The sequence below is a fragment of the Roseomonas sp. F4 genome (assembly GCF_053891155.1).
In genome coordinates this window covers 666660-682505 of sequence record NZ_JBSSHK010000002.1, presented here as the reverse complement: position 1 = coordinate 682505, position 15846 = coordinate 666660, and the positions used below count along the sequence as shown (strand labels likewise).

At 71.0% G+C, this 15846-nt stretch carries 18 protein-coding genes; 10 read left to right on the top strand and 8 right to left on the bottom strand.

The window, feature by feature from the left end:
• Window positions 1–13: 13 nt before the first annotated feature.
• Entirely contained in the window at window positions 14–139 is a 126-nt protein-coding gene (locus ACVFYP_RS10630; protein WP_499200148.1) for an LPS translocon maturation chaperone LptM, read from the bottom strand.
• Window positions 136–1530 (bottom strand): argininosuccinate lyase, encoded by a 1395-nt coding sequence (gene argH / locus ACVFYP_RS10625; RefSeq protein ID WP_499200147.1) that lies wholly within the window; start codon window positions 1528–1530, stop codon window positions 136–138. Before argH ends, ACVFYP_RS10630 begins: the two co-directional genes overlap by 4 nt.
• A gap of 17 nt (window positions 1531–1547) precedes the next feature.
• Between argH and ACVFYP_RS10620 the strand changes: the two genes are divergently transcribed.
• The 3 genes from ACVFYP_RS10620 (at window position 1548) to ACVFYP_RS10610 (ending at window position 4470) form a co-directional block, all read left to right on the top strand.
• Window positions 1548–2129, top strand: a complete 582-nt coding sequence (locus ACVFYP_RS10620; protein ID WP_499200146.1) for a TlpA family protein disulfide reductase — start codon at window positions 1548–1550, stop codon at window positions 2127–2129.
• A 17-nt stretch (window positions 2130–2146) separates the two neighbouring features.
• Complete coding sequence (locus ACVFYP_RS10615) at window positions 2147–3382, top strand: aminopeptidase (protein ID WP_499200145.1); 1236 nt, start codon at window positions 2147–2149, stop codon at window positions 3380–3382.
• Window positions 3383–3489: 107 nt separating this feature from the next.
• Window positions 3490–4470, top strand: coding sequence for a cyclase family protein (locus tag ACVFYP_RS10610; protein WP_499200144.1), 981 nt, complete (start codon window positions 3490–3492; stop codon window positions 4468–4470).
• Window positions 4471–4551: 81 nt separating this feature from the next.
• On the opposite strand, the gene ACVFYP_RS10605 is transcribed toward ACVFYP_RS10610, so the two are convergent.
• From ACVFYP_RS10605 to ACVFYP_RS10595, 3 genes are all read right to left on the bottom strand, one after another.
• Window positions 4552–5292, bottom strand: a complete 741-nt coding sequence (locus tag ACVFYP_RS10605; protein ID WP_499200143.1) for an SDR family NAD(P)-dependent oxidoreductase — start codon at window positions 5290–5292, stop codon at window positions 4552–4554.
• 61 nt (window positions 5293–5353) lie between these two features.
• Window positions 5354–6940 carry a GMC family oxidoreductase gene (locus tag ACVFYP_RS10600; RefSeq protein WP_499200142.1) on the bottom strand — a complete coding sequence of 529 codons (1587 nt, stop codon included), beginning with the start codon at window positions 6938–6940 and terminating at the stop codon, window positions 5354–5356.
• Window positions 6941–6942: 2 nt separating this feature from the next.
• Window positions 6943–7932: a Bug family tripartite tricarboxylate transporter substrate binding protein gene (locus tag ACVFYP_RS10595; protein WP_499200141.1), complete on the bottom strand. Its 990-nt coding sequence runs from the start codon at window positions 7930–7932 to the stop codon at window positions 6943–6945.
• Window positions 7933–8104: 172 nt separating this feature from the next.
• Here ACVFYP_RS10595 and ACVFYP_RS10590 point away from each other — a divergent pair, with 172 nt between their 5' ends.
• Complete coding sequence (locus tag ACVFYP_RS10590; RefSeq protein WP_499200140.1) at window positions 8105–8557, top strand: cytochrome c; 453 nt, start codon at window positions 8105–8107, stop codon at window positions 8555–8557.
• 134 nt (window positions 8558–8691) lie between these two features.
• Here the strand turns inward: ACVFYP_RS10590 and ACVFYP_RS10585 are convergent, their stop codons facing one another.
• Window positions 8692–9408 carry a cytochrome b/b6 domain-containing protein gene (locus ACVFYP_RS10585; protein WP_499200139.1) on the bottom strand — a complete coding sequence of 239 codons (717 nt, stop codon included), beginning with the start codon at window positions 9406–9408 and terminating at the stop codon, window positions 8692–8694.
• 77 nt (window positions 9409–9485) lie between these two features.
• Here ACVFYP_RS10585 and ACVFYP_RS10580 point away from each other — a divergent pair, with 77 nt between their 5' ends.
• Complete coding sequence (locus ACVFYP_RS10580; protein WP_499200138.1) at window positions 9486–10160, top strand: hypothetical protein; 675 nt, start codon at window positions 9486–9488, stop codon at window positions 10158–10160.
• Window positions 10161–10292: 132 nt separating this feature from the next.
• Window positions 10293–11918 carry an ankyrin repeat domain-containing protein gene (locus tag ACVFYP_RS10575; RefSeq protein WP_499200137.1) on the top strand — a complete coding sequence of 542 codons (1626 nt, stop codon included), beginning with the start codon at window positions 10293–10295 and terminating at the stop codon, window positions 11916–11918.
• A gap of 2 nt (window positions 11919–11920) precedes the next feature.
• On the opposite strand, the gene ACVFYP_RS10570 is transcribed toward ACVFYP_RS10575, so the two are convergent.
• On the bottom strand, window positions 11921–12718 hold the full coding sequence (locus tag ACVFYP_RS10570; RefSeq protein WP_499200136.1) for an alpha/beta fold hydrolase: 798 nt from the start codon (window positions 12716–12718) through the stop codon (window positions 11921–11923).
• A gap of 13 nt (window positions 12719–12731) precedes the next feature.
• Window positions 12732–13520: an SDR family NAD(P)-dependent oxidoreductase gene (locus ACVFYP_RS10565; protein WP_499200135.1), complete on the bottom strand. Its 789-nt coding sequence runs from the start codon at window positions 13518–13520 to the stop codon at window positions 12732–12734.
• Window positions 13521–13631: 111 nt separating this feature from the next.
• On the opposite strand from ACVFYP_RS10565, the gene ACVFYP_RS10560 reads away from it, so the two are divergent.
• The 4 genes from ACVFYP_RS10560 (at window position 13632) to ACVFYP_RS10545 (ending at window position 15785) form a co-directional block, all read left to right on the top strand.
• Window positions 13632–14417 carry a DUF3750 domain-containing protein gene (locus ACVFYP_RS10560; RefSeq protein WP_499200134.1) on the top strand — a complete coding sequence of 262 codons (786 nt, stop codon included), beginning with the start codon at window positions 13632–13634 and terminating at the stop codon, window positions 14415–14417.
• A 104-nt stretch (window positions 14418–14521) separates the two neighbouring features.
• Window positions 14522–14962, top strand: a complete 441-nt coding sequence (locus ACVFYP_RS10555) for a Rap1a/Tai family immunity protein (protein ID WP_499200133.1) — start codon at window positions 14522–14524, stop codon at window positions 14960–14962.
• A gap of 17 nt (window positions 14963–14979) precedes the next feature.
• Window positions 14980–15249: a YMGG-like glycine zipper-containing protein gene (locus ACVFYP_RS10550; RefSeq protein ID WP_499200132.1), complete on the top strand. Its 270-nt coding sequence runs from the start codon at window positions 14980–14982 to the stop codon at window positions 15247–15249.
• Between the two features lie 59 nt (window positions 15250–15308).
• Window positions 15309–15785 carry a M23 family metallopeptidase gene (locus ACVFYP_RS10545; RefSeq protein ID WP_499200131.1) on the top strand — a complete coding sequence of 159 codons (477 nt, stop codon included), beginning with the start codon at window positions 15309–15311 and terminating at the stop codon, window positions 15783–15785.
• Window positions 15786–15846: the final 61 nt, after the last annotated feature.

Genomic DNA, 15846 nt, shown 5'->3' with positions numbered 1-15846 from the left:
TTCTAATCGCCCTTCAGCGGTTGGGATAGCCGCGCGGGTAGCTGATCTCCTCCGCCGGGCCAGGCGGGCGGATGCCGCCCGCACGGCCACAGGCGGCCAGCGTGCCGACCACCAGCAGCAGCGCCATGAGCAGCTTCATGCCAGTCTCTCCTGCCATTCCGCCGCCATGCGGGCGACATTCTCGGGCGCCGTGCCGCCGAAGGAGGTGCGCGACCGCACGGAGGCGTCAACCGTCAGCACGTCGAAGACGCCCTGGCTAATGCGCGCATCCACCTGCTGCATCTGGGCGAGGCTGAGCCCGGCGAGGTCCAGCCCCGCCGCCTCCGCCATCGCCACCAGCTTGCCAGTCACATGGTGGGCGTCCCGGAAGGGCAGCTTGAGTTCGCGCACCAGCCAGTCCGCCAGGTCGGTCGCGGTGGAGAAGCCGGCGCCGGCGGCGACCTTCAGCCGATCAGGCTGCGGCACCATGTCCCGCACCATGCCGCCGGTGGCCGCGAGGCACAAAGCCAGGGTCTCGGCGGCATCGAAGATGCCTTCCTTGTCCTCCTGCATGTCCTTGCCATAGGTCAGCGCCAGGCCCTTCAGCACGGTCAGCATGCCCACCAGCGCGCCGAACACCCGCCCGGTCTTGCCCCGCACCAGCTCCGCCGCATCCGGATTGCGCTTCTGGGGCATGATGGAGCTGCCGGTGGTGAAGGCGTCCGAGAGCTTGACGAAGCCGAAATAGGGGTTGGTCCAGATCACCACCTCCTCCGCCAGGCGGGACAGGTGGGTGACGCACATGGCGCAGGCGAACAGGAATTCCGCGGCGAAATCGCGGGAGGCCACGGCATCCAGGCTGTTGCGCATCGGCGCATCGAAACCCAGCGCTGCGGCGGTCATGTGCCGGTCGATCGGGAAGCCGGTGCCACAGAGCGCGGCGGCGCCGAGGGGGCTTTCATTCAAACGCTTGCGGCAATCGGCCAGCCGGCCGCGATCGCGCGACAGCATCTCGACATAGGCCAGAAGATGGTGGCCGAAGGTGGTGGGCTGGGCGGGCTGGAGGTGGGTGAAGCCCGGCATCACCGTGCCGGCATGTTCCGCCGCCCGGCCCACCAGCGCCCGCATCACATCCGCGATCTGCCGGTCCAGCCCATCGATCGCATCCCGCGTCCATAGCCGCACATCCAGCGCCACCTGGTCGTTGCGGCTGCGCGCGGTGTGCAGGCGCTTGCCGGCCTCCCCGATGCGCTCCGTCAGCCGCGCCTCGATATTCATGTGGATGTCTTCCAGCGCGTCGCTGAAGACGAATTTTTCCGATTCGATCTCGGCGGCGATATCCGCGAGGCCCTGGCGGATCGAAGCCTCGTCCTCGGCGCTGATGATCCCTACATGGCGCAGCATGGCGGCATGGGCGAGACTGCCCGAAATGTCCTGGCGCCACATCTTGCGGTCGAAGCCGATGCTGGCATTGATCTCCCGCATGATGGCGGAGGGGCCTTCGGCATAACGCCCGCCCCAGAGGTCATGGCTCGCACGCTGTTCGGTCACGGAGGAGGTCTTTCGTAGTGCAGAGGAGATATGGCGGCCGTCGCGGGTTTTTGCAGCTTGCCGCGGGCGCGACCCTACTCGCCACGGCGGGGGGACGCCAAGCCACGGCCAACGGCCTGCAACGGCTGACCGAGCATCCCGAGCCGCGGCCTTTGCCCGAGGGCCTGTCCTTCACCGACGCCGAAGGCCGCCAGACCGGCTTCGAGGCCTTTCGCGGCAAGGCCCTGGTGGTGAATTTCTGGGCCACCTGGTGCCCCCCCTGCGTGGCCGAGATGCCGGCGCTGGACCGGCTGCATGCGCAACTGGCGGCGGAGGGGGTGGAGGTGCTGGCCCTGTCCAACGACCGCGGCGGCCGCGCCCAGGTGGAGCCCTTCTACCAGCGCACCAATCTGCGCCACATGGGCATCTGGCTGGACCCGCGCGGCGCCACCGGCCGTGCGCTGGGCGTGCGCGTGCTGCCCACCACCATCCTGATCGACCGGCGCGGGCTGGAAGTGGCCCGGCTGATGGGTGAGGCTGAGTGGGACCAGCCCCCGGTGGTCGCCGCCATCCGCCGGCTGACCCGCACCCGCGCCGCCGAACCCACCACACGCAGCTGAGACAGGACCAGGCTGACATGACCGACTTCGCCACGCGGCTCGACAGATTGGCGGCGCTTGCCGTGCGCGTCGGGCTGAACCTCCAGCCGGGCCAGGAACTGGTGATGACCAGCCCGGTGGAGGCGCTGCCGCTGGTCCGCCGCATCGCGGTCCATGCCTATCAGGCCGGCGCCACGCTGGTGACGCCGCTGATCGGCGATGACGAAGTCGCGCTGGCCCGCTATCGCCACGCGGCGCCCGAGGCCTTCGATGTCGCCCCCGGCTGGCTGTTCGAGGGCATGGCCCAGGCGTTTCGCGGCAATGCCGCCCGCCTCGCCGTGGTGGGTGAAAGCCCGACCCTGCTCGCCGGCCAGGACCCGGAGAAGGTGGCGCGGTCGAACCGCGCGCGCTCCATCGCCTATCGCCCGGCGCTGGAGCTGATCACCAGCTTCGCCATCAACTGGAACCTGGTCCCCGCCTCCACGCCCGGTTGGGCGAAGGAGGTGTTTCCGGGCATTCCGGAGGAGGAGGCCGTCGCGAAGCTGTGGGACGCGATCTTCGCCGCCTGCCGCGTCGATGTGGCCGACCCGGTGGCGGAGTGGGCCGCGCACAATGCCCGTCTGCATGCCCGCACGAAGTACCTGAATGAGAAAGATTTTTTCGAGCTGCGCTATCGCGGGCCGGGCACCGACCTGACCCTCGGCCTGGCCGATGGCCATCTCTGGGCCGGTGGGGCGGAGCCGGCGAAGAACGGCATCACCTGCAACCCCAACATCCCGACCGAGGAGGTCTTCACCACCCCCCACCGCCTGCGCGTCCAGGGCACCGTCCGCTCCACCAAGCCGCTCGCCTATGCCGGCACGCTGATCGAGGACATCGTGGTGCGCTTCGAGGAAGGCCGCATCGTCGAGGCGCATGCCTCCAAGGGCGAGGAGGTCCTCCGCAAGGTGCTGGAGACGGATGAGGGTGCGGCCCGGCTGGGGGAGGTGGCTCTGGTGCCCCATTCCTCGCCGATCTCGGCCAGCGGGCTGCTGTTCCGCAACACCCTGTTCGACGAGAACGCCGCCAGCCACATCGCCCTCGGCCAGGCCTATACCACCTGCCTGCGCGACGCGGCCGGCGTGCCGATGGAGCGCCTTTCGGCACGTGGCGCCAATGCCTCGCTGATCCACATCGACTGGATGATCGGCAGCGGGCAGTTGGATGTGGACGGCGTGACCAAGGACGGGGCGGTGGAGCCGCTGATGCGCGGCGGAGAATTCGTGGGAGTCTGATTTCCAGCAAATCCCCGCGACAAGCGTTACGCAGGCAGAATCTGGTTTAGCGTCCCATTGCCGGCGGCGGTCACCGCCGCCGGCCCATCAAAATGGGATGAAACGCCATGAGACAGATATCGCGCCGCGGCCTGTTCGGTGCCGCCTGCCTGGCCTGCGGTACCGGCCATCTGGCGGCGACGCCGGTCCAGGCCCAGGGCGGCTGGTCGCCGCCGGCCGCCGCGCAGCGCTGCCCCAGCCGCTGGGGGCCGAATGACCGCCGCGGCTCGATGAACCTGATGACGCCGGCCCGCGCGCAATCCGCCTCCAGCCTGATCCGGACCGGGGAGATGGTGGAGCTTGGCCATGTGCTGGCCCCCACCATGCCCTTCTTCGGCACAAGGCGCTTCGACCTGCACACCAAGCGCACCTTCATGAACCCGGAAGCCAATCGACGAGGCTCCAATGAGGAGATCGTCATCACGGAGATTGGCCAGGTCGGCACCCAGCTCGACGCCTTCCCGCACCAGACCATCGGCGACCAGGTCTATAACTGCGTGGACATGCCCTCCATCACCAGCCGGTCCGGCTTCACCGAAATGGGCGTGCACACCATCGGCACCGTCTTCACCCGCGGCGTGCTGATCGATGTCGCCGGCGCCAAGGGCGTGGCGGTTCTGGGCGACGATTATGAGATCACGGTGGCGGATCTGGAGGAGGCGCTGCGCCGCCAGAACACGCAGTTGGCGGAAGGCGACGCGGTGCTGATCCACACGGGCTGGGGCACGCTCTGGGGCCGCGAGAATGCGCGCTATGTGCGAAGCTGCCCGGGCATTGGCGTCGCCGCGGCGGAGTGGCTGATTGCGCGCAACCCTATCCTGATGGGGGCCGACAACTGGCCGGTGGAATGCGCGCCCTCCAAAACCATGCCCGACGCCTCCCTGCCCGTGCATCAGCTGGCTCTGGTGGCGCATGGCGTGCACCTGCTGGAGAATCTGAAGCTGGATGAATTGGCGCGCCGGCAGGAACGGCAATTCGCCTTCATGATGCAGCCGCTGAAGGTGCAGGGCGGCTCCGGCAGCACCGTGGCGCCGACCGCGATCTTCTGAAGCTGGAGCATGATGACCTAGGGTGCGAAGGCACCGAAGGTCGTTGCGGCCCGCCGCCGTGCCGGCGGCGGGCCTTACGGCTCAGGTCTCCGTGCCGCCATTCACCTGCAGCATCTGCCCATTGACGAAGCCGCCATCCGCCGAGACCAGCAGTCGCACCATCGCCGCCACTTCCCGCGGCGTACCCATGCGGCCCACCGGCACGCGGGACACCATCTTCTGGCGGTACTCGGTGGGATTGTCGCCCTCGTCATCCGCCGCGATCGGCCCCGGCGAGATGGCGTTCACGGTAATGCCCTTCGGCCCGAACTCCTTGCCCAGCGACTTGGTCAGACCCCAGAGCCCGTGCTTGGAGACGGAAACCGGCGCGCGGCCGGCATAGCCGTGGATGGCGTTCATGCCGGTGAAGTTGACGATGCGGCCCCAGCCGCGTTCCAGCATGCCCGGCAGGCAGGCCTGGGACAGCCAGATCGCGGCCTCCAGATCCACCGACATCACCCGGCGCCAATCCTCGGCCGTTGTCTCCAGGAAGGCCTTGGCCGGGCGCAGCGCGGCGTTGTTCACCAGCACGTCCACCGCGCCGAATTCGGACAGGGCCGCGGCGGCGATGCGACCGCAGGCGGCGGGGTCGCCGACATCGCCCATGGCCACCAGCGCCTGCACGCCCAGCGCGCGGGCCTCCGCCGCCACGCTCTCCGCCGCTGCCTTGTCGGAGGAACCGTTGACGACGACGTTGAAGCCATCCCCGGCCAGGGCCAGCGCCACGGCCCGGCCGATATTGCGGCCCGCGCCGGTGATGAGGGCGGTCTTGCGGTCTGTCATTCCTGGAGTCCTCGGATATGGGATTCCCTACCTCCTGCCCGTCCCCGACGCCGGAGGCAAGCTAGCCGCCTCGGCGTATGAAATCCGCGCAGCGCTCCCCCACCATCAGCGCGGCGGGCTGGATATTGGGGGAAGGGATCAGCGGGAAGACGCTGGCATCCGCCACTCGCAGCCCGGTGACGCCGCGCACCCGCAATTCGGGGTCCAGCACCGCCCGGCTATCGGTGCCCATCCGCGCCGTGCCACAGGGGTGGAAGACGGTGCCGGCGGTGGCGCGGATATTGGCTTCCAGCGCCGCATCGCTGTCGCCCTGCGGGCCGGGGCGCAATTCCTCCTCGATCAACGCGGAAAAAGGCGCGGCGGCGGCGATGCGCTGGGACAGGCGGGCGGCGCCGAGCATCACCCGCAGGTCGTTCGGATGATCGAGATAGTTCGGCCGGATCACCGGCTTCGCCGCCGGATCAGGCGAGGCCAGCGTCAGCCAGCCGCGGCTGTCCGGACGGCAAGGCCCGTAATTCCACATCACGCCCGGGAAAGGGTGCAGCCCCTTGCTGTAGTCGAAGGTCGAGAAATTCACGAAGAGGATCTGCGCCTCCGCCTCCTCCGCCCCCGGCGTGATTCGGGCGAAAGCCGTCGCCTCCCCTGCCCCGATCGCCAGCGGCCCGGCGCGCCGGAACAGCCAGTCGAGGCCCATGGCGCCCTTGCGGAAATGGCTGCCCAGAATCTCGTTCAGCGTGCCGCAGGGCTTGGTCCGGAAAATGAATTTGGAGATCAGGTGGTCCTGCAGATTGCGCCCGACATCCGGGCTATGCGCCACACTCTCGATGCCAAAATCCCGCAGCGCCGCCGCATCGCCGATGCCCGACAGCATCAGCAATTTCGGCGACTCGATCGCCCCCGCGCTCAGCACGATTTCACGGGTGGCGCGAAACACCCCCTGCCCCGTCTCCACGCCCGTGGCCCGGCCCTGCTCGAACAGGATTCGCTGCACCGTGATGCCGGTCTCCACCCGCAGATTCGGCCGCCGCATCGCCGGATGCAGATAGGTCCGTGCCGAGGAGGATCGAAAACCGTTGCCCACATTGAGCTGGATCGGCCCGGCGCCCTCGATCGGCCCGCCGCCATTCACATCGGTGAAGCGCGGCAGGCCGGTGGCGACACAGGCCTCGACAAAGGCCCGCGCCGCGGGCGCCAACCGCTTCGGCTCACTGACCCGGATCGGCCCATCCTTGCCGCGCGCCTCGGAAGGTGGCCCCTCCCAGCTTTCCAGCTTGCGGAAGAAGGGCGCCACCTCCTCATGCGACCAGCCACGCGCGCCGGCCTGCGCCCAGCGGTCATAGTCATTCGGGCTGCCGCGCAGAAAGACCAGCCCATTCACCGATCCCGACCCGCCCAGCACCCGCCCCCGCGGCCAATGGATCGCGCGCCCGGCGAGCGCGGCCTCCGGCTCCGTCATGAAGCGTGGATCGTAGCGGCCGCCGCCATACAGCTTGGCATAGCCCATCGGCAGGCGGATCCAGGGGTCGCGATCCGGCGGCCCGGCCTCCAGCAACAGCACGCGGCAGGAGGGATCCTCCGACAGCCGGGCGGCCACCACGCAGCCGGCGGAGCCGCCGCCGATGACGATGATATCGGCGGCAGCATCCATGCTCAGGGCTCCAGCCGCACGCCGGTGCGTTCCACCACCTGGCGGAATTTCGCCAGCTCCGCCTGGAAGAAAGCGGCGGCATCGGCGGGGCTGTTCGGCCGGGTCCAGGGGGCAACGCCGGCGGTCAGCAGACGCTCCCCCAGTTGCGGCTGGGCGATTGCCTCCCGGATCGCGCGGTTGATCTGCGCGGTCACCGCCTCCGGCATGCCCTTCGGGCCGATCACGGCGAACCAGTTCTCCAGGTCGAAGCCGGGCAGCGCTGTCTCGTTCAGGGTGGGGATGTCGGGGAAGGAGGGAAAGCGCTCCATCCCCGTCACCGCGATGCCGCGCACCCGCCCGTCCCGCACCTGGCCCGCAGCGGAGGCCAGCACGGCAACGCCCCATTGGGTTTCCGCCTTGGCGATGCTCTCCACCATCTGCCCGCCGGAACGGTAGGAGATATGCGGGAAGCGCCCGCCGAGGCCGATCACATTGGCCAGCATCTCCCCGGACAGATGCGGCATGGAGGCGACGCCGGAGGAGGCGAAGGGCATCTGCTCCGCCTGCCCCTCCCGCATCCGCGCCACCATCTCCACCGGGTTGCGCACCGGCAGGTTGGGCTGCGCCACCAGGATCATCGGGCCGGTGCCGACCACCGCGACATGGGTGAAATCGGCCAGGGCGTCATAGCGCGTGCCGCCGACCACGGCATTGGGCGCCAGCGCATGGGACGATGCCTCCACCAGCATCAGCGTGTAGCCATCCGGCGACTGGCGGCGCAGCCATTCGCTGGCGATCATGCCGGAGGCGCCGGGCCGGTTTTCCACCACCACCCGGCCATTGGCGCCGAGCGCCGGCCCCAGCCGGTCCGCCAGAAGGCGGGACGTGATGTCGGTGGACCCGCCTGGCGCATAGCCCACGACCATCGAAATCGGCCGGTCCGGATAGGCCAAGGCGGGGCTGGCCAGGCCGGCGGCCAGGGCCAGGCCCAGCAGGCTGCGTCGCATCGTCATTCTTGATCCTCCCAGATCTTGTTGCGGTCAGCGTCGCGCCGCCCGGCGGGGCGCGCAAGTCCCGGCCGTTGGTTGCGAAGTGCAACAGACCGCGCGGGCCTGAAGTGATGCGTTGTGGCGCGCGGCGCGCGCTGGCAGTCTCACCTTTCGAGAAACGAAAGGACCTTCCCGCATGCGCGTTTGGTTGACGGCAGCCGTTGCCCTGGCTTCCCTGGGCATCACCGGTGCCGCCATGTCCCAGGATGTGGTGGCCGATCGCCGCGCGGGTCTGCGCGGCTTGGGTCAGGGCATGGAGGCCGTGGCGCAGACCGTTCAGTCGCGCGGCGACACGCGCGCGCTCGTGCCGCGGATCGAGGCCATGTCCGCCTTCATCGCGACCCTGCCGACCCTGGTGCCGACCGACAGCCTGACGCCGCCGCAACCGCAGGGCACCCAGCCCGGCCAGACCCGCGCTCTGGCGGCCATCGAGGCCGACCGCGCCGGCTTCCAGACCCGCGCCACCAACATGGTCGCCGCCTTCGCCACGCTGAAGACCGCGGCGGAATCGGGCACCATCTCCGCCGACCTGCTGCGCACCACCGGCGGCACCTGCGGCGCCTGCCATCAGGCGTTCCGCGCGAGGTAAACCTCGCGCCCCTCAGGCGCCGGGCGCCGGCTCCGCCGGCTTGGCTCGCCGCATTGGCGGCGGCGGCCATTCGGCCGCTCGGCCGGCGGAAGACGCCGGCCGCAGGTTGGAGAGTTGAAGCTTTATCGGGGGCCTCACCCAAACGCGCTGGCGCTGCCCTGGGCCGAGCCCCACTGCACCAGCGCCCAGACCACCGCCGCCGCCACGGCCAGCAGCGCGGCGGCCAGCCAGTTGCTGCCCATGCGCGGCTGCGGCCCGCGATAGACCACCGGCAGGCGCAGCGCGCCGGTGATCATCGGCCCCACCAGATTCTGCTTGCGCACCAGGCGATACAGCAGGATCGCCAGGATATGCAGCACCGCCGCCGCGACGATTCCCCAGAACACCCGCAGATGGATGGCGGTGGCGAGCGCACTCGTCGCCGGGTCCACGGCGCGGGCCAGCGGCCCCCGGGTGAAGATCTCATCATCCGCAAACAGCCCGCTGCCCGCCTGGGCCAGCAGCAGCCCCAGCAGCACCAGCACCATCCAGCCACCGGCCGCATTGTGGCCGATCTCCACCGCGGCCTGGCGCCGGCGAAAATGGCCGAGATGACGGATCGCCTCCAAGGGGGAGGCCAGGAAGTTGCGGAAGCGCGCGGTCTGGCTGCCAACAAAACCCCAGACGATGCGGAAGATCAGCAGCGTCAGGATGGTGTAGCCGGACAGCACATGCAGATCGAAGCGATGCGTCTCCGCCGACCACCAGGAGATCGGGATCAGCAGCACGATGGCCCAATGCACCAGCCGGATCCAAGGGTCCCAGACCTTCAGGCGGCGGGTTCCCGGCAGGGGGGTGGTCTCGCGGGCCATGGCGGGTCCTCGGTTTGGCAACGATGCCGATTAGGCCGGCCGGTCGCGCCACCGCAAGTTTCGGAAGGTGACGCGGCATGATGGCGCAGGCGATGCCGGGGCTGGTCGGCCTGCTGGTGGCGGGCGCGCTGGCCTTGGCCGGGCGGCGCTGGCGCGGCGCCGGCATTCTGGCGCTGGGCGCGGGGGTGCTGGCGGGATGGTGGTGGCTCTTCGGCGCCCTGCCCGCCTCCCCCCGGCAATTGCCGGAACGCTTGCCGCTGCTGGCGCTGGCGATGCTTCTGCTCGTCGGGCTCGGCGTGGTCTGGCGGCGCATGCCCGCCCGGCTGCTGCCGGGGCTGGGGGTGCTGGGCGCCGGCTGGTGGATGGCGGGGGCGCCGCGCAACCTGGCCGATCTGGCCCAGGCGGCGCCGGTGCTGATCCTGGTCGCGCTCTACGCGCTGCTGGCGCTGCGGGCGACGCGCGGGGCGGCGGTGTTGGCGGCCGGGCTGCTCTGGGCCGGGCTCGCGCTGGCCGGGCCGCCGGGGCCGGCACCGCTGCTGGCCCTCGCTCTGCTGGGCTCCAGTCTGGGCGCGGCGGCCGGTCCGCCCGGCACACGGCTGGCCACCTTGCCCTTCGCCGCCGCCTTGGCCGCCCTCGCCGCCTTGCCCGTGCTGGCGCGCGGCATGGCGGTGGACTGGGCGGTGGCGCTGCTGCCGCTGGCGGCGTTGCTGCTCTGGCCACGCATCTTGACCTTCGGGCGCCGCGGCCGATAGCGTCGCCGCGCGGAGCAAGCCGCATCCGGGCCCGCGGGCAGGGTTCAACCCACTTGCAGCGCTGACCTCGCGCCAAACCTTTGTGCCGCCGGCATTGCGGGCCTTCGGCGATCTAGTGCACGGAGGTTTCGCATGCCCACCTTGCCCGACCGGGTGAATCTCGACCATTTGCGGAAACAGGCGAAGGCGCTGCTGCGCGCCCTTCGCGCCGGCGAGGCCGAGGCCATCGCCCGTTTTCGACGCGCTTTGCCCGCCGCCGCCGACCTTTCGGACGAGGCTCTCGCCGCGCTCCGTCTGCACGACGCCCAATCCTGCCTGGCCCGTGACTACGGCTTCGTCAGCTGGACGGAGCTGAAAAGCTATGCCGAGGCGCAGGGCGACGGCGGCGCCCGACAGCGGCTGTGGCTGGAGCGGGTCTATGCCGGCGACGTCACCGGCAGCCTACACCCTGCCCGCCCCGGCGTCGCCGAACGGATGCTGGCGGAGGCGCCCGAGTTGGCGGCGGGCGACCCCTGGCTTGCCTGTGCCGTCGGCGATGGCGCGGCGCTGCGCCGGGCGATCCAGGCCGATCCCGGCTGGGTGAACCGGCCGGGCGGGCCGCTGCACCTGCCGCCGCTGGTCGCCGTCACCCATTCCAGCCTGCTGCGCCTGCCCGCCTTCGCCAAGGCACTGCGCGATGCCGCCCGGCTGCTGCTGGCGGCCGGCGCCGACCCGAACCAGCGCATCGGCAACCGCTTCCCGCCCGCCTCGCTCGCCGCGCCGGATGCGGCGCAACCCCTCTCGGCCCTCTACGGCGCCGCGGGGCAGCAGCGGGATGTGGCGATGACGCGGCTGCTGCTGGAGGCGGGCGCCGATCCGGATGACGGCGAATCGCTCTATCATTCGCTCGAAAGCCCGGACTGCACGCGGCTGCTGCTGGCCCATGGCGCGCGCATCCCGGGCACCAATGCCATGTTCCGCGCGCTCGACCTCGCCGATCCGACGCCGCTGGAACTGCTGCTGGCCGCCGGCGGCGATGCGCAGGAGCCGGCCCGCAACCCGCCCTTGTCCAGCTATGGCTCACCGCTGCTCTGGGCGATCCGGCGACGGCGGTCGCCGCGCCATGTCGCAGCGCTGCTGGCGGCCGGCGTCGATCCCCGGGACCGCACGCCGGAGGGCGTCAGCGCCTGGCGCCTCGCCATGCAATTCGGCCTGTCGGAGGTCGCGGCGCTGCTGGCCGACCACGGCGCGGCCGAAACCCTGACGGAAGAGGAGGCCTTCCTCGCCGCCTGCGCCAGTGCCGACGAAGCCGCCGCGCGCGCCATCGCGGCGCGGCGCCCGGACCTGCCGGCCGCGCTGACGCCGGGCCAACTGCGCCTGCTCCCCGACCTGGCGGCGGAGGGCGCGGCGCCCGCGGTGCGGCTGATGGTGGCGCTGGGCTGGCCCATCGCGGTGCCGGGCGGCGACTGGAACGCCTCCGCCCTCAACCTTGCGGTGTTCCGCGGCGATGCGGCGCTGGCGCGCTTCCTGCTGGCCCATGGCGCGCATTGGACCGAGCGGCACGGCCATGGCGGTGATGTCCTCGGCACCCTCGGCTGGGCCTCGGTGAACGAGCCGGTCGAGGGCGGCGACTGGCCCGGCTGCGCCCAGGCCCTGCGCGACCACGGCCTGCCGCCCGGCCGGCGCGATCCGGCCGCACCCGGGATGGTGGTGATCGAGGGGCGCGGCCGCCTGTTCTCGGAGGAGGTGGCGGAGGTTCTGGTGGGCGAGGCCGACTGAACTCAGCCGAAGAAAAAGTCCCGCACCAGCGCGGCCGTCGCGTCGGGGTCGGAGGCGGCGACGTGGTAGCTGTCATTCTCCACCACGACGAGGCGGGAGCCGGCGATGCGCTCCTGCCAGGCCTTCACCTCATCAACGGAGCCGAGGCCGCTGCCGGTGGTCGTCACCACCAGCGTCGGCGCCTTGATACGGTCAACCTCCGCCGTCACATCGACGCTCGGCACCATTTGCAGGAAGCCCTCCAGGGTGGAGGCGGCGGTGCGGCCCATCATCCGCGTCCACCAAGCCAGCGCCTCCGGCGACATGCGCGTGCCCATGCGGCCCTCATTGGAAGCCGCGACCCAGGCGGGCACGCCTTCCGCCGCGATCTGCGCCCGCCAGCCGGGGGTGCGGCCGGCCATGTTGGTGAGCGAGGCGGGGCCGCCGAGCACTGCCAGCTTCTCCACCAGTTCCGGATGCCGCGCGGCGACGGCCATGGCGATCGTGCCGCCGATCTTCCCGCCTGCCAGCAGAACCCGCCCGGCGCCGAGATGGCCGATCAGCGCCACCACATCGGCGACAAGCTGGTCGAAGCGCCAGGGATGGTCCGCCGGCATCGGCGTCGATCCGCCATAGCCGCGCAGATCCAGCCGCACCACGCGGGCCTGGCGCGCCAAGGCGGGCACGAAGGCGCGAAACGCCTCCCCGCTTTCCGCCAGGCCGTGCAGCAGCAGCACGGTGGGCGGCGTGGTCCAGCCATCGGTGAAGTCATCCACGGAATAGGCCAGCGTCACGCCGGTCGAGACCTCGAAATGGGGCATTTGAAAAAGGCCTTCAGATGCAGCGGGTGCCGCCGCCGTCGATGTCGATATTCGTGCCGGTGATGAAGCCGGCGCGGTCGGAGCAGAGGAAGGCGACGAGGCCCGATACCTCCTCCGCCGTGCCCAGCCGCCCCATGGCGACGGACCCGATGGCCGCCGCGTTTTCGGCCTCCGGGTCCCGTCCGCTGCCGGCGGCGCCCTGGGCGACCAGCGCATCCCAGCGCGGGGTCGCAATCGGGCCGGGATTCACCCCCACCACCAGCACATTGTCCGGCGCGCAATCCTGCGCCAGGGCATGGGTGAAGCTGAGCAGGGAGGCATTGACGCTGGAGCCGACGATATAGGTGGCGCGCGGCTGGTGGCCGGAGCGGCCGATGATGTTGATGACCCGCCCCCAGCGCCGCGCCCGCATCGGCGGCACCAGCAGCCGGGCGCAGCGCATATAGCCCATCAGCTTCAGATCCAGCGATTTGCGCCAGGTGGCGTCGTCGCTGTCGGCGATGCGGCCCATCGGCGTGGCGCCGGCATTGTTCACCAGGATGTCGATGACCCCGAGCGCCGATTCGGCCTGCGCCACCGCCGCTTCCAGCGCCGCCGGGTCCACCAGGTCGGCCGCGATCGGCACGGTGCGGGCGCCGGTCTCCGCGGCGATGGCGGCGGCGGCCTCCGCCAGCCGTTCCGCGCCGCGCGCCACCATGGCAACGGCCACGCCTTCCGCCGCCAGTTCCCGCGCGATGGCGCGGCCGATGCCCATGGAGGCGCCGGTGACCAGCGCCGTCCTGCCCTTCAGGCCGAGTTCCATCCTGCCCGCTTCCCCAATTCTGGCGGTGAACAGGCCGCCACGCTGCCGTGCTGTCAATCCTGGGTGGTTGGGTTGCGAGGGCGCCGGTCCGACCAAAGATGAGGGGTCATCATGAAAATCCTCCGCTGGTCCCTGGCGCTGTTCGCGCTGTTCTTCCTGCTGCCGCTCGCCATCTCGGCGCTGCTATACCAATTCAACGGCGTGGGAACCGCCTGGTATGCCGCCGATCGCGGCAGCGCCGGGCTGTTGCCGGCGGCAAGCCAGCACCGCCCGGCCGTGGTGCGCGTCTTCGCCGCCCCCACGGTGCGCTGGCGCGGCATCTTCGCCGTGCATTCCTGGCTGGTCATCAAGCCGGAGGGCGCGGACAGCTACACCCGCTACGACTACACCGCCTGGGGCGCGCCGATCCGCGTGAACGGCTTCGCCGCCGATGGCCGCTGGTTCGGCCGGATGCCGGAGCTGGTCTTCGCCGCCGATGGGGCGGAGGCGGCGCGGATGATCCCAGCCATGCAGGCCGCCATCGCGGATTACGCCTGGGCCAACCAGGGCGACTACCGGGTCTGGCCCGGCCCTAATTCCAATACCTTCGTCGCCGCCGTGCTGGATGCCGTGCCCGGCCTGCCGGCCGCGCTGCCGCCCAACGCCATCGGCAAGGATTTTCCGCATGACGGGCGCTGGCTGCGCCCGACCGGGTCCGGCACCGGGCTGCGCCTGTCGCTCGGCGGCTATGCCGGGCTGACGCTGGGCTGGGTCGAGGGCCTGGAGGTGAATATCCTCGGCGCGGTCGCGGGGCTCGATCTGCGCCGTCCGGCGCTGAAACTGCCCGGGCTGGGGCGGATCGGCCTGGCGCCGGTGGCGACGGCGCAGGCCGGCGAGGCTTTTTCCCCAAGGGAATGAACGCGGCACGCCGCGAGGCGTTGTGACCAGGATGCTTGCGCGGAGGGAACCATTCCCCGGCCGAGCAGACTCTGCCGCTTCACGTCCCGAGGGAGGAACCGACGATGCGCCTTGTGGCAACCGTCGCCATGCTGGGCCTGCTGGGCCTATCCACCGCACACGCCCAGGGACCGCGCGGCCCCGACCGCGACAACGACCTGACCGACCATGTGCAGACCGTCGCCGACCTCGCCGCTGTCTGCGATCCGCGCGTCCAGGGCATGCGCCGCTACGAGGCCATCGCCTATTGCCAGGGCTTCGTGACCGCGGCGGGCCAGTATCATGCCCTGCTGCATCCCGCGGGTGGCCCGGTGCGGCCGCTGTATTGCGTGCCGAGCCCGGGGCCGAGCGTGGCCGAAACCGGCATCGGCTTCGCCGCCTGGGCACGGTCCAACCCGTCCTATGCGCAGGAACCGGCGCTGGATGGCTTCCTGCGCTACGCGCAGGCGCAATTCCCCTGCCCGCCGATGACGCCCCCGGCCCGCCGCGGCCGGCCGACACGCTGAGCGAAAGGACCCCGATCATGCGCTTCATGCGCCTCGTTCTTCCCCTTGCCGCCGGCCTTGGCCTGGCAGCCTGCGGTGACCTCAACCCGACGCAGCAGCGGGTCGCCACCGGTGCCCTCGGCGGCGGTGCCGTCGGCGGCGTTCTCGGCTCCTTCAGCGGCAATACCGGCCTGGGCGCCCTGCTGGGCGCCGGTGTCGGCGGCGCTGGCGGCTACCTCTATGACCAATCGCAGCCGCGCTACGACGACCGCCGCGGCCCGCCGCGCCGGAACAACTACCGCCGCTGACGCTTGCCCATTACCGGGCGGCGCGGGTAACGCGCCGCCCGGCACGGACAGGATTCCGCATGCGGTTATTCATCATGCTGGTGGCGCTGATCGCGGCACCGGCCTCGGCGCAGACCCTTCCCATCGCGCTGCATCTGCCCGTCAGCCCGGCCTGCATATCCTCTCCCTTCGGCCCCAGGGCGGAGGGCGCGGCGGGCCCGCGCGCTTCCCGCAACCATCGCGGGCTGGACATGCCCGCACCGGCCGGAGCCTGGGTGGTGGCCGCCGCCGCCGGGCAGGTGGTGGCGATCCGGCGGCAGGGCGCGGCGGGTCTGGCGGTGGAGCTCCGCCATGCCAGCGGGATCACCACACGCTACGTCCATCTCGGCACCGTCGCCCCGAGCCTCGCCTCCGGCCGCCGTCATGTGGCGCAAGGCGAGCGTCTTGGCCGCATCGGGCGCAGCGGCATCACCTATGGCACGCATCTGCATTTCGAACTGGTGGTGAATGGCGAGGTCGTGGACCCGGCGCCGCATCTGCCGATCAGGCCCTGCTAACCGCCCCGCGCGACGCCACGAAGCGTCTCCAACCCCTTTCGTTGGAGCCTCGGCGTGGAAT